Raw genomic sequence first — 13,435 nt, forward strand, 5'->3', positions numbered from 1 at the left:
GTTCTCGGCCTTAGCGGCTTCCAGAAGGGAGCGCGCGTAGGTCTCGAGCACCTTGTCCTGATAGCGGCTAGTCGGCATTCAGGCTACCTGCTTCCTGGATGTAGCGCTCGATGAGCTTCTTCTGCTCGGCATCGTCCTCGAGTGCCTCGCCCACGATCTTGGTGGCGACGGCAACGGACAGGTCGGCGATGGAGCTCGCGGCACCGGCGTAAATGGACTTGCGCTCGTCCTCGACGGTCGTATGGGCCTTGGCGATGATCTCCTCGGCCTCCTTGTGAGCAGCCTCGATGATACGGGCGCGCTCGGACTCGGCGTCCTTACGGGCCTCGAGAACGATGTCGGCAGCCTGACGACGGGCGTCGGTGACGATCGAGTCGGACTCAGCGCGCTTGGCGATAGCCTCCTGCTTGGTCTTCTCGGCCTCGTCGAGGCTCTCCTCGATCTTCTTGCCGCGCTCCTCCATGGTTTTCATGATGCCCGGCAGGGCGACCTTTGCCAGCACGATCCAGATGATCAGGAAGGCGATAAGCGCCGGGATGAACTCCGCCATCTTAGGGATGAGGATGTCCGCACCGGCAGCGCCGTCCTCGGCGAACGCGGAAACCGGCATAAGCAGCGCGGCCGCGGACGCGGAGAGTGCGATCGCGCTCTTCTGGGATGAAAGATTCATACTTGACGCTCCGTGCTATTTAACGATCAGCGCGACAACGAAGCCGATCAGAGCCAGAGCCTCGCCGAAAGCGGAGCCCATGATGAAGACGGTGAACACGCGGCCCTGGACCTCAGGCTGACGGGCCATAGCACCCGTAGCACCCAGAGCAGACAGGCCGATAGCAAGACCAGCGCCGATAACACCGAGACCGTAACCGATAACTCCCACGATTCCTCCTTTGTCGTGCGTGTCTTATTTCACGCAGGATAACCTTTTTATAACTGCCGGGCTCCATGGGTACGGGCACCGGCGGTTTAACGAATTGCCTTACCTTTAAGGCGCGAACGGAAGACTACTCCTCCTCCGCGACCTCCTCTGCCTCGGAGACATACACGGCGGTAAGGACCGTGAAGACGTAAGCCTGGATGGCGCCGACCACAAGCTCGATCGCATAGATCAGGATGAGGATGGCAAGCCAGGCCAGCGAAGGCAGGGCGCCGACGGCGTGGGCCGCGGAAACCTGCTGAAGCAGCGGCTGCATGAACATGCTCGCCATGATGGCGAACGAGCCCATGACCACGTGTCCTGCGAACATGTTGCAGAACAGACGGACGGCGAGCGTGATGAGGCGCAGGAAGGTCGAGAAGAGCTCGACGACCCACACGAGCACGTTCATCGGGAAGCTCACGCCCTGCGGGGCGAGGCTCTTGATGTAGCCAATCACGCCGTGAGCCTTGCATCCGTAGTAGATGAAGTACACGAAGGCGAAGATGGCGAGCGCGGCGGTGGAGCCGATTGCGCCGGTGCCGGGCTTCATTCCCGGGATCAGGCCGATCATGTTATTGATCAGGATGAACAGGAAAAGCGAGCACAGGAACGGGAAGTGCTTCTTCCAGTTCTCACCCACGACGCCCTTGCCGATATCGTTCTCGACGTACTCGATGATGTACTCGAAACCGTTGACGAAGAAGCCCTTGGGAACCAGGGTCTGCTTCTTCTTGAACACGGCCAGGACGATCAGGAGCACGATCGTGGAGACGATCAGCCAAAACGAGTACTGCGTGATGCCGCAGCTCAGATCGCCCACGACAGGGGTGGAGCTGAACTCGCTGACCAGATGATTAATCTCATCAGGCAGCTTTTCAAAAATTTCCACGACTTACCTTTCGACCTCATGAGGATCTCGCAGCGCCTTGGCGACACGAACTGTGCAGGCGGCCATAAAGGCCACAAAGCCGATCGCCTCGCCCAGGAGGAACATGCGAAATGCCTCTCCGAACAACACAAACACAACCAAGGTAAAGACGAGCAGGGCGATCGCCGAGACCGCCAGACTCACCATACCCTTGAGCATGTCCGCATTCTGCTTATCGTCAAGAACCGGCTTGAGCGTAAAGACAAAGGGAAGAAAGGCGACCGCGCCCGCGATGGCGCCTGCAACGATAGCGAGCAGATCGGCTATCTGAAACATTGGCGTCCTCACTTTCCTTTTTTAACGCCTCACAGAACAGTTCCCGCCAAACATTGGTGACTATTGTACGAGCCAATCGCTAAAGTACAACCGAAAAAGCATCGGTTAATACGCACCTGTTCGTTTTCTTAAGACCTTCTTTATGCCGCAGGTACGGTAATACGTTTTTCTCGAACCCTGCAGGGCAAAACGTCCATTAACTAAAGGTGCGCACAGGCGTCTTCTACTTGCCCGCGCGCACCATTTCTTCCAATTTGCAGCCGCGGCCGTCTTAGCCCAGCGACTAAAGCGTGCCGTAGATGCGATCGCCGGCGTCGCCCAGGCCGGGAACGATGTAGGCAGCCTCGTTGAGATGGTCGTCGATAGCGCAGGTATAGATATGCACATCTGGGTCCTTCTCGGTCAGCGACTTGAGGCCCTCGGGGGCAGCGACGATGCACAGCATGCGGATGTCCTTGACACCGCGCTCGCGCAGGTAGCTGATGGCCATCTCGGCCGAACCGCCCGTGGCGAGCATGGGGTCGACGACCAGGCAGATGCGCTGGTCGATATCCTTGGGCATCTTGCAGTAATACTCATGCGGCTCATGGGTAACCTCGTCGCGTTCCATACCGATGTGGCCTACGCGAGCGGAGGGCACCAGGTCGAGAATGCCGTCGACCATGCCAAGGCCCGCACGCAGGATGGGCACGATGGCGAGTTTCTTGCCGGCGAGCTGTTTGAACGTGGCGGTAGTGATGGGGGTCTCGACCTCGACGTCTTCCATAGGCAGGTCGCGCATGGCCTCGTAGCCGTCAAAAAGCGCGAGTTCGCGCACGAGCTGGCGGAACTGGTTGGTGCCGGTGTTTTTGTCGCGCAGGATCGACAGCTTGTGCTGGACGAGCGGATGATCGACAAGCGTCACACGGGACGCATCGTAGGTGACGGTCATGGGTTGATTGCCCCTTTCGTTGCAGCCGCAAAACGGCCTTGCTGACAAGGCGCGCAGCAATGTTGCCGCCGCACGCCATGCATAAGTTTAGCGGTTTGTTGTATCGAGCAGCCCATCGCAGCCCTACTGTGCGGTACTGAGCGAGCGCTTGACTGCATCACGCCAGCCCGCAAGGTTTTGCTCGCGACGCTCGGCGGACATATGGGGAAGGAAGGTCCTAACGATCTGGGCATTTTGCTCCAGCTCTTCAAGGTCTTCCCAATAGCCGACGGCAAGACCCGCCAAGTACGCGGCACCGATTGCCGTGGTCTCCACCGTCTCGCATTGCAGCACGGGGATATCCAGCAGGTCGGCCTGGAATTGCATGATGAACTCGTTGCGCGAGGCACCGCCATCGACAGACAGGCGCTCAATCGAAAGCCCCACGTCCTGCTCCATGGCGCGCAGCACGTCGTAGCTCTGATATGCCATGGATTCGCAGGCGGCACGTACGATGGTCGCACGGCTCGAGGCGCCGGTCAGACCGCACACGATACCGCGGGCATGCGGGTCCCACCAGGGAGCACCCAAACCTGCAAAGGCGGGAACGAAGTAGCAGCCCTCGTTGTCGCTAATCGAAGCGGCGAGTTGTGCCGACTCGCTCACACTCGAGATGATGCCCATGTTGTTGCGAAGCCAGTTCATCGTTGAACCGGCGGCAAAAATAGAGCCCTCGAGCGCATAGCTGACTTTGCCGTCCGCAGCGATACCGATGGTGGAGACCAGGCCATTCTTGGATTCGACGATCTCGTCACCGGTGTTCATGAGCATAAAGCAGCCCGTGCCATAGGTGTTTTTGGTCTGGCCGGGATAGAAGCAGCAGTGGCCGAACAGCGATGCCTGCTGGTCGCCCGCCACGCCCATGATGGGCGGCATGTTGGTCATGATGTCGCTCGCGACGCGGCCGTAGTCGCCCGAGCTCCAGCGAACCTCGGGCATCATGGAACGTGGAACGTCAAAGAGCGCCAGCAGGTCGTCGTCCCAATCGAGCGTATGGATATTAAAGAGTGCCGTGCGGCTGGCATTGGTGTAGTCGGTGGCAAAGACCTGGCCGCCGGTGAGGTTGTAGATGAGCCAAGTGTCGATGGTGCCAAACATGAGGTCGCCCGCCGCCGCGCTCTCGCGTGCGCCGTCGACGTTGTCGAGAATCCACTGCACCTTGGAGGCCGAGAAATACGGGTCAAGCGTAAGTCCCGTGCGGGAGCGCACCAGCTCCTCGCAACCCTGTTCAACCAACGCGTCGATCGCCGGCGCGGTACGACGGCACTGCCATACGATGGCGTTATAGATGGGCTGGCCGCTCACGCGGTCCCAGACCACCGTGGTCTCGCGCTGGTTGGAGATGCCGATGGCGGCGATGCGATCGGAATGGATGCCGCTCTTAAACTGAACCTCCATCATCACGCCGATCTGGCTGGCAAGCACCTCCGTGGGATCCTGCTCCACCCAGCCGGGGCGCGGGAAGCTGGTTTTGACGCTACGACGCGCCTGGGCAACGATGCAGCCGTATTCGTCGACAATGGCCGCGAGTACCGAGGTAGTGCCGCAGTCGAGCGCCATGATGTAGGAACCGCCAAAGTTAAACGAGGCATCTTCCATGCCCAGGCTGCCCAGATTCAACGACATCGCTTACACCCTTCTATTGCATCGGGTCGGACAGGACCCGCTCGATCTCTGATGCGGGAAGTGCGCCTTGGCGCAGGATCTGGAGCCCGCCGTGCTGGAACGACACGATGGTCGAGGCGTAGCGACACGGGGTCTCACCGGCGTCGACGGCAACATCGACCCCCTCCAGGATGCGGCCCTCGACGGCGGCAAAGCTTGCCGGCGAAGGCGCGCCGTGCGTGTTGGCGCTCGTGCAGGCAAGGGGACTGCCGCAGGCGCGGATGAGCGCTTGGACCACGGGAGAGGCCGAAGCGCGCAGGGCCACGGTGTCGTCGGCAGCGCGCATAAAGGTCGGCACGCAGGGGGCTGCCTTGACCACGATAGTCAGGGCTCCCGGCCAGCATCGTCGCGCGAGTACGCGGGCATCTTCCGGGATATCCACGCCATAGCGGTCGAGTGCTTCGACGCCATCGACCAGCCAAGCGACGGTTTGCGTGAGCTCACGTTGCTTGAGAGTGAAGATACGGCGATAGCCGGTGCCGAGCGCAGGAACTGCGGCGCCATTGACGGCAGCCTGCGGATCGCGCGGCCACGATGGGAATTCGCTTGTATCTTGGGGCACGGCGCCCGAGAAGGCGTTGACTGCCACGGCGACACCGTAGACGGTCTCGGTCGGAATCAAGGCCAGGCCGCCGCGGCCGAGCACCTCGGCCGCGCGCTCGACGGCAAGCCGATGCGGCTCACGCGCTCCCTCGAATACCCGATAGACTGTCTGCATGTGTATGCCAGCCCCTTACGCTCTGGTGCAAGTTTGTTTACTGAGGGGCATTCTCGCACGAAACGTTCAACCTATTTGCCCAGAGCGCATGTTGGTTTGGTGAGCGGCTCTTGTAGTCGGTGAAAGTGAGGGGGTTAATTGAAGATTTTTAGCGCGCAAGCGTAACGGTACGATCGGGAAACTCGATGCTTGCAACCAGTTTTCCGCCGAGGCTCTCTGCGTACCTGCTCAGCGTGTCAAGCCTCATCGAACCCAATTCCCCACGCTCGAGCTCGGATACGCGTTTTTGAGAAACGCCCATCGATTGGGCGACCGACGCCTGTGTTAGATCTTTTAGCCTGCGAATCTGAGCAAGCTTATAGGCTTCGATACGATCGCGAGTCCTCTCCTGCTCGGCGGTAATGGAGTCGCGTGTTATCCCGCGAGATTCCATATACTCATGCAGTTCCATCTCGATCGAGCCTCCTTACGTGGCGACGGTATATTTGCTCGGCCTTTGGAATGTTGATCGCATACCAGCCGTTCCATTTTGCCCTTGACGATCCCGCTCGCGACTTATCACCCGCCAATAGCAATACCGCCTGGCGCTTGGGGTCAAAGGCGAAGAGGATGCGAATCACCTGCCCACCACACGACGTCACTCTCAGCTCCTTTAAATGATGAAGCTTCGAGCCCTTTACGCGGTCAACCAGCGGACGACCAAGGCTGGGACCTTCCTTCTCGAGCACCAAAAGGTCTGCATAAATCTGCTTCAGCGTAGCTTCATCCTGCTCATCAAGCCAAGGTTCAATGTAATCAAGCACGATACGGTACCGATGCAGCTGATTTGACATACCTTTCTCCTTCTATAGTAGAAGTTTTACGGTATATTGCAAGGACAAACTTGCGCAAATGTCTATTAATTCAGCTTAAATACGCTGTTTGGGCTCGGTGACGATGGCTCGGACGATGCGGGGGCGATCGGTGAGGTCATGGACGATACGCACGTCCGAAAGGCCTGCCTGGCGACAGAGCTCGGCCGCGGCATCGAGGGCACCCTCGTAGAGCTCGCAGGCAAACAGGCCGCCGGCGCGCAGCATGTAAGGCGCCGCATTGAGCAGGCGGCGGAAAATATCGAGGCCGTCGGCGCCGCCCTCGAGCGCCAGGTCGGGCTCAAAGTCCTTGACCTCGTGCGGCAGCGAGCGCATGACGTCGGTCGGGATGTAAGGCGGGTTGGAGACGAGCACATCAAAGGTGCCCCACTCTTCGCGGGGAATGGAACTCACCAGGTTGGTGAGGCTAAAGGCAACCTCATCTGCCGTGAGGCCGAGGGCGTCGCGGTTTTTGGTGGCCAGATCGATGGCGCGCGGCTCGATATCGGTGGCGGTGCAGGTAACGTGGCCGCGGCGCTCCCAGGCAAGGGAGAGCGAAATGCAGCCCGTGCCGCAGCCGACCTCGAGAACGCGGGCAGTGCAGGGCTCGGTTGGGGCAGATACGTTAGCCTCGGCGGCATCTTGCGCGGGAGTCGCCTGTTGGTCGTTGTCCTCAATGGCGATGCCGTATTCGTCGAGCTCGGGCTCGGGGGTTTCCATGGCCTCTGCTTCTGCCGCTTCGGCTTCTGCTGCCTGCGCGGCGGCTTCCTCGGCCTCGCGGTCGGCCAGTTCCTCGGCATAGGCGCGGCTACCGAGCACGTCGCTACCCAGCGCAGCCTCATCGGCGGCCGTCAGGTTGGCGGCACGGCGCTCGGCGGCCGCGCGTTCGTCAGCCAGCGCCGCCTCGGCTTTGCGGGCCTGCTCGACCTCATCGTTCCAAGGCAGCTCAACACGCTGACGGGCAGCAGCCTCGGGGCTCAGCACCTCGGCATCCAGATAATTGAGGACTTCCTCGACGAGCATCTCGGTCTCGGGGCGCGGAATGAGCACACCGGGGGCGCACGCGACGTCGATCATGCGAAACTGCGTGCTGCCGGTGATGTACTGCAGCGGCTCGCCCTTCGCGCGACGGACGACCGCCGCGTGCATGGTCTCGAGCTGCGATGCGTCGAGCGTCTCGTCCATGCGCATATACAAGTCGATACGCGCCAGGCCCGTGGCCGCGCACAGCAGCCACTCGGCAGAAAGACGGGGATGCTCCTCACCGCGCTCGGCCAGGTACTCCTTGGTCCACTCGAGACAACGCTTGATGGTCCAGATCTCGTTTGCCATGGGGTCCTCCCCTCTTAAGCGCCGGGCGGCGCGCGAATGTCGGAGCAGATTGTACGCGAGGGTGGCACGCGGCAAGGGACGATTGGAAGCGATTATCGAGAATCAGCCCAGAATTTTGCACCGAGCTCGCTCAAAGTGTTCATTCGCCGACGTCCAGATTTGCATTCGTCAAGCTTTTGGCAAGGTTGCCCAAAAACTGACCAATATCTAACCAAGAACATACCAAATCACTTGACGCGCGACTCATCAAAAAATGCACTGCGACTTCTTGGACGATTTTTTGAGCAATATTTTCAATAGCAGATGAATGCTATTAATTACTTTGAGCAGGTAGGCAGCTTAATTTCTAACAAAACAGATTAAATAAACTCGAAAAGTAATTTACCCAACCTAGTCATTTAAGAACGTCCCCAATGACTACCTCTAAGGCGCCGCAGGTTGAGCATACCGCATCCGGAGCAAGGCAACGCCGCATGTAGAGGACGGACAGCGAGCGGGTCGCATTTGAGACAAGGTGACGTGAAACGAAAGGGCGCTGACCTTCTGGTCGCGCCCTTGAAGTTGAACGTCAGATTGTCCAAATGCGGCCCGCGCAGCGTCGGCTGGTCCGCCGTTCGGTAGAACGGCGGAACCTACACAGCCTGTGCCAGCTTCTCGGCTCGCTCGGCGGCGGCGAGCGCCTCGATGACGGTGCCGAGCTGATCGCCCAGAAGGACGCCGTTGTAGGTGGAGTTGAAACCGATGCGGTGATCGGTCACGCGGTCCTGGGGCTGGTTGTAGGTACGGATCTTCTCGGAACGGTTGCCGTGGCCGATCTGGCTCTGGCGCTCGGCACCGAGCTCGGCCTGCTGCTTCTCGAGTTCCATCTCGTACAGACGGGCGCGCAGCATCTGCATGCAGACCTCGCGGTTCTGGATCTGGGAACGCTGCTCCTGCGACTGCACCACGGTGTTGGTGGGCAGGTGGGTGATGCGCACGGCGGAGTAGGTGGTGTTAACGCACTGACCGCCAGGGCCGGAGGCGCAGTAGGTGTCGATGCGCAGGTCGGACTGGTTGATCTGGACGTCGATCTCCTCGGCCTCGGGAAGTACGGCGACGGTAGCCGTGGAGGTCTGAATGCGGCCCTGGGACTCAGTCTTGGGAACGCGCTGGACGCGGTGCACGCCGGACTCGAACTTCATGACGGAGTAGACGCGGTCGCCCTCGACCTTGAACTCGATGGACTTAAAGCCACCGGCCTCGCTGGGGCTGGAATCGAGCACGGTAGTCTTCCAGCCGCGCGACTCGCAAAAGCGCTGGTACATCTTGTACAAGTCGCCGGCGAAGATGGCCGCCTCGTCGCCACCGGCGGCGGAGCGGATCTCGACGATGGTGTTCTTGTCGTCGTTGGGGTCGCTCGGGATGAGCATGTACTTGATGTCTTCCTCGAGCTGGGGAAGCTTGGCCTCGTTTTCGGAGATGTCCATCTGGAGCATCTCCTTCTCATCGGCATCGGTGGTATCGTGCAGCATTTCCTTGGCAGCCTCGATGTCATCGAGCGCGCCGATGTACTCGCGCGAGGCGGCAATGAGGTCGGACTGGTGCGCGTACTCCTTGTTGAGACGCGTGAACTCCTTGATATCGGAGGCGACGGCCGGGTCGGAAAGCTTCTTCTCGAGCTCCTCGTAGGCCTTGATGATCTTTTCGAGCTTGTCGCGCATGACGGACTCCTTTATATGCGTGAAGGCGAAAATCGGCAGAATTGATGGGGCGCGGGGCGCCGCTGCGGGGGTAAGCCCAGCTAGAACATGTCGATCTTCAGATACATGCGCATCCCTTCGCGTATGAGGTACATAGTTGCGGTCTAACCCATACATGATAGCGTGCGCAGGCATACCTGCATATAACCCGCACGGAATGCGACAAAGGGTCAGTCTCTTTCCTTGAATACAACTTCATCCGAACGCCTCCCGCATTCATCCGCACATATACGGATAAATTTGGGAATCCGATACCCTGAGGGCCGGATCGGCCGGCCCCGGGAGATCGGAGGACGCCATGTCCGGAAAGGGCGGGAAGGGCGCCGCGAGGGCGGTCCCAAGGACCCACGGCAGGCTCACCGGGTACGAGCGGGACACGGTCCAGAGGATGCTGAAGCGCAGGGTTCGCTCGGCCACTTCCTCGAGAGGTTCAAGGGCGTATCGACCCGCAGGCTCCACAGCTGCCTGATGTGGTTCAGATGGCTGCGCGAGGCCGCACGCGTCGGGGACAGGACGTCGCTCATGCGCGAGCAGCTCGACGACGGGCGCTACGAAAAGATCCGGAAGAAGATGATGGAGCCGGAGTACGAGTTCCATCTGGAGCCGGACGTGCAAACGGTGGGTTAACATAGCCTTTCACCAAAAAGGGCGAGCGGCCGTGCCCTGCGACCACCCGCCCTCAATCAAAGCCCTTCTCGGCCGCCGTAGCTACCGGTTCCGGCGCCGCAGGATAACGCCTGCGGCGATCAGCACCACCGCGCCGCCCGCGATGCCACCCAGGGCCATCGGCGACAAGCTGGTATCGCCCGTATACGGCAGACCCGGCTTCTCCTCCTTCGGCACCGGTGACTTGCTCGGCGGATTGGTGGGCGGCTCCGTCGGCGGGGTGGTCGGCGGCGTGTACGTGTTCTTGAACACCGGCGCCACGGCGCCGTCATAGGTTACCGTCGCCACCAGATGGCCCGCACCGTCGTCCGTCACCGTCACCGTTACCCGGTGCTCGGCCGCGTCGTACGTCACGTTCTTCTGACCGTCGTCCACCTCGGAGATGCTGTAGGCGTACGTTCCGGGCTTGTCGTACGAGATCGCCTCGAAGCCCACCGTGCCGTCCGCCGCGTTCTTTGCGGTCTGCAGCACCTTGCCGTCGGCATCCTTCAGCTGGAAGGAGAACTGCCCTTCCTTCAGGTCCTCGCCGCTCAGCACCTTGGAAGCCCCCAGCTTCACCTCAGTCGCGGCCGGCGCGTAGCTGTTGCTGAACGTCACCGCATCCGCAGCCTTGCCGCCCGTGCTGTAGGCAACCTGCGCCTCCAGCGCGTGCGTCTCCGCATCCTCCGTCACCGTCACCGTCGCGGTAAAGACCGTCGTGTCGTAGGTGACGCCGTTCGCCGTCGCCCCTGCCCGCTCGGACACGGTGTAGACGTACGTCCCCACCTTGTCCAGCTGCAGCGGCGCGAAGCCGAACGTACCGTCGGCGCCGTTCTGCACCGTCTGCACCACGTTACCGTCGGCGTCCTTCAGGTCGAAGGAGAACTCACCCTTGGCCAGGTCGCGGCCGGTCAGAGCCTTCGTTCCGGTAATCGTCGCCGTCGTTGCCGTCGGCGTGTAGGCGTTGGTGAAGGTCAGATCTGCAGCCGTCTTGTTCGCCGTCGCGGTCAGCTGGCCGCTGCCGTCGTCGGTCACGCTCACCGTCACATCCAACACCGCATCGCTGTAAGTGATGGTGCCATCTTGGCCCGCAACCTCCTTCACCTGGTACGCATGCGAACCAGTCGCAGTGTACGAGATGGCCTTGAAGGTAAACGCGCTACCCACGTTCGTGGTCCGGTCAATCTCCTGCCCGGTGGCCACGTCAATCAGCGCGAACGTGAACTCGCCATTGGCGGGCGTCCGCGTGGTGGCCGGGTCGGCGTTCTTAAGCACCTTGGTGCCGGAAATCTGGTAGGAGATCGCGCGCGGCTGGTAGCTGTTCGCAAACGTCATGGTGTTGGGGGTTACGCCGTTCTCGGTGCCCTCGCTCGGCTTCGCCGTGGAGCTCTCCACCACCAGCTTGCCGTCGTTGTTGTCTGCCACCACATAGGTCAGGGTGTACGTCTTGCCGGTGTAGGTCACGCCCGGCACGCCCGGCGCGTCGTCCGTCGGCTGCACCTCGCGGACCGTGTAGATAAAGGTGCCCGCATGGTCGAAGGTCAGCTTGTCGAAGGCAACCTTGCCGTGCGCATCGTTCTTCTGGGTCTGGATCACCGAGCCGTCAGACCCCACCAGCTCGAAGGCGAAGTCTCCCGCCTTTAGCTGATAGCTGCCGTCGTGCACGTCAACGCTCTTGGTGAGGGCGATCGCGCCGGAGTCCGTCGCCTGTGCCTCGTAGGTGTTGGTGAAGCTGGGCTTCGTGACATTCGTGCCGTCGTAGGCGACGCTCGCCTGCAGCGTGCCGGCATTGTCCGCAACCGTCACCACGGCATGGTGCACCGCGGCGTCGTAGGTCACGTAGGCCAGATCACCCTTCCGCTCCACGATGGTGTACTCGTGCGTGCCCGGCTTCGCGTAGGAGAAGGCGTCGAAGTTAACACTTCCGTCCGCGCCGTTGGTCGCGGTCCGGACGGGCTTGGCCCCGGCAAGCTGCTCAGCCGTCAGGTTGCCCTCGTACACATCGAAGGTGAACTCGCCGCACTTGGGGACGATCGGCGTGTTGTCGTCCTTCTTCACATAGCTCTTCTGCGCACCGAGGGCCAGGCCGGTCGCGGCCGGCTGGTAGGTGTTGGTGAAGGTATCCGAGCCGGATGCGCTCGTCACGATCGCCTTCGCATTCAGTGCTCCGTTCCCGCCGTCCGTGACCGTCACCGTATAGGTGAGGGGATGGCTGTCATAGACCATGCCCGGCTCCGCGCCCGGCTGCTCCACGATGGTGTAGGTGAAGTCCTTGCTCGCGGCGCCGTCCAAGTCGGAGAGCTGGAACTCGCGCGTGAAGCTGACCTTGCCGTTTGCATCGTTCTTCGCGGTGTCGAGCACGTTGCCGGCAGCGTCCTTCAGGTCGAAGGTGAACTCGCCGTCCGCGGGCTTCGTCGTGTGGTCGAAGCCGTCCGCAACCTTGATGGTCTTGGTCGCCGTCAGGATTACGGAACCCTTTGCGTCGTAGGTGTTGTTGAAGGTGGGAGCCGTAGCGGCACCGTCATAGGTGACGGTCACCTTCGTCTTGTTGTTGTCGCCCTGGTTCTGCTCTACCTTGACGTGGACCTTGACTTCCTTGGCGTCGTAGGCCACGCCGTCGACGGTCTGGCCGGCTTTCTCCTCCTTGAGCGTGTAGTCGTACTCGCCCAGGTTCAGGTTCTTGACGGCCAGCTCGACCTTGCCGCCCCGGTCGTTGGTGCCCTTGGCGACCTCGTTGCCGGCCTGGTCGTACAGGCCGAAGGTGAACGCGTCGGCCGTCAGGTCCTTGCCCGTGAGGATCTTCGTCGCCTCGACGGCAACGTCCGTCGTCGGCTTCGAGTTGGTGAAGGTCGGAACGTCGGCCTCGCCGTCGTAGGTGGCGGTCGCCTTTAGCTCGCCCTTCTCATCGGAGACCTTGATGTGGACCTTCACGTCCTTCGTGTCGTACACGACGGTCGGGTCGTTGCCGGCAACCTCCTTGATGGTGTAGTCGTGATCGCCCGGCGTGTCGTAGCTGATTGCCTGGAAGGCGACCTTGCCGTCCTTGTCATTCTGGACGGTCTGGATCACGTTGCCATCCTTGTCGAGCAGCTGGAACGTGAAGTCGCCCCCTGCGAGCTCGCCACCCGTGAAGCGCTTCGTCGCCTTGAGCGTTACCGAGGTCTCCTTCGGGTGGTACGTGTTCGTGAAGGTCTTGTCTCCACTCGTTACCTGCGGTGTGGCCGTCAGCGAGCCGGTGCCATCGTCCGCGACCGTCACCTTGTAGATGAGCGCATGGGTGTCGTAGACCATGCCCGGCTCCGTGCCCGGCTTCTCCGCGATGGTGTAGGTGAAGTCCTTGCTCGCAGCGCCGCCCAGGTTGGAGAGCGTGAACTTGCGCGTGAACTTCACCG

At 61.2% G+C, this 13,435-nt stretch carries 13 protein-coding genes; 1 reads left to right on the forward strand and 12 read right to left on the reverse strand.

Translation table 11 applies throughout. The features are described 5' to 3' along the window. Positions 1-67 precede the first annotated feature (67 nt). The 11 genes from atpF to prfA form a co-directional block, all read right to left on the reverse strand. Positions 68-670 (reverse strand): F0F1 ATP synthase subunit B, encoded by a 603-nt coding sequence (atpF, locus tag AB5758_RS08785; RefSeq protein WP_006235712.1) that lies wholly within the window; start codon positions 668-670, stop codon positions 68-70. 15 nt (positions 671-685) lie between these two features. Further along, positions 686-880, reverse strand: a complete 195-nt coding sequence (locus AB5758_RS08790; RefSeq protein ID WP_022094262.1) for an ATP synthase subunit C-like protein — start codon at positions 878-880, stop codon at positions 686-688. 124 nt (positions 881-1,004) lie between these two features. After that, the gene (gene atpB, locus AB5758_RS08795) at positions 1,005-1,808 is read right to left on the reverse strand and encodes a F0F1 ATP synthase subunit A (protein WP_022094263.1); all 804 of its coding nucleotides are present in this window, start codon (positions 1,806-1,808) and stop codon (positions 1,005-1,007) included. Between the two features lie 3 nt (positions 1,809-1,811). After that, a complete protein-coding gene (locus tag AB5758_RS08800; protein WP_055286330.1) occupies positions 1,812-2,123 on the reverse strand; it encodes a hypothetical protein in 312 nt (103 codons plus the stop codon). A 283-nt stretch (positions 2,124-2,406) separates the two neighbouring features. After that, entirely contained in the window at positions 2,407-3,054 is a 648-nt protein-coding gene (upp, locus tag AB5758_RS08805) for a uracil phosphoribosyltransferase (protein WP_040359658.1), read from the reverse strand. A gap of 123 nt (positions 3,055-3,177) precedes the next feature. Then, positions 3,178-4,719: a glycerol kinase GlpK gene (gene glpK / locus AB5758_RS08810; RefSeq protein ID WP_052044221.1), complete on the reverse strand. Its 1,542-nt coding sequence runs from the start codon at positions 4,717-4,719 to the stop codon at positions 3,178-3,180. 13 nt (positions 4,720-4,732) lie between these two features. Next, on the reverse strand, positions 4,733-5,476 hold the full coding sequence (locus tag AB5758_RS08815) for an L-threonylcarbamoyladenylate synthase (protein WP_161145476.1): 744 nt from the start codon (positions 5,474-5,476) through the stop codon (positions 4,733-4,735). 148 nt (positions 5,477-5,624) lie between these two features. Beyond that, a complete protein-coding gene (locus tag AB5758_RS08820; RefSeq protein ID WP_006235701.1) occupies positions 5,625-5,927 on the reverse strand; it encodes a helix-turn-helix domain-containing protein in 303 nt (100 codons plus the stop codon). Beyond that, positions 5,914-6,309 (reverse strand): type II toxin-antitoxin system RelE/ParE family toxin, encoded by a 396-nt coding sequence (locus AB5758_RS08825; protein WP_156600864.1) that lies wholly within the window; start codon positions 6,307-6,309, stop codon positions 5,914-5,916. The genes AB5758_RS08820 and AB5758_RS08825 overlap by 14 nt, the downstream gene beginning before the upstream one ends. 75 nt (positions 6,310-6,384) lie before the next feature. Continuing rightward, positions 6,385-7,659, reverse strand: coding sequence for a N5-glutamine methyltransferase family protein (locus AB5758_RS08830; protein ID WP_161115375.1), 1,275 nt, complete (start codon positions 7,657-7,659; stop codon positions 6,385-6,387). Positions 7,660-8,291: 632 nt separating this feature from the next. Further along, on the reverse strand, positions 8,292-9,359 hold the full coding sequence (gene prfA, locus AB5758_RS08835; protein WP_055252487.1) for a peptide chain release factor 1: 1,068 nt from the start codon (positions 9,357-9,359) through the stop codon (positions 8,292-8,294). 507 nt (positions 9,360-9,866) lie between these two features. Between prfA and AB5758_RS08840 the strand changes: the two genes are divergently transcribed. Beyond that, positions 9,867-10,025 (forward strand): hypothetical protein, encoded by a 159-nt coding sequence (locus AB5758_RS08840; protein ID WP_161145359.1) that lies wholly within the window; start codon positions 9,867-9,869, stop codon positions 10,023-10,025. 81 nt (positions 10,026-10,106) lie between these two features. On the opposite strand, the gene AB5758_RS08845 is transcribed toward AB5758_RS08840, so the two are convergent. Next, a partial coding sequence (locus AB5758_RS08845) for a Spy0128 family protein (RefSeq protein ID WP_368155503.1) occupies positions 10,107-13,435 on the reverse strand: 3,329 nt, incomplete at its 5' end.

It is taken from the genome of Collinsella aerofaciens (genome assembly GCF_040926405.1).
GTDB lineage: Bacteria > Actinomycetota > Coriobacteriia > Coriobacteriales > Coriobacteriaceae > Collinsella.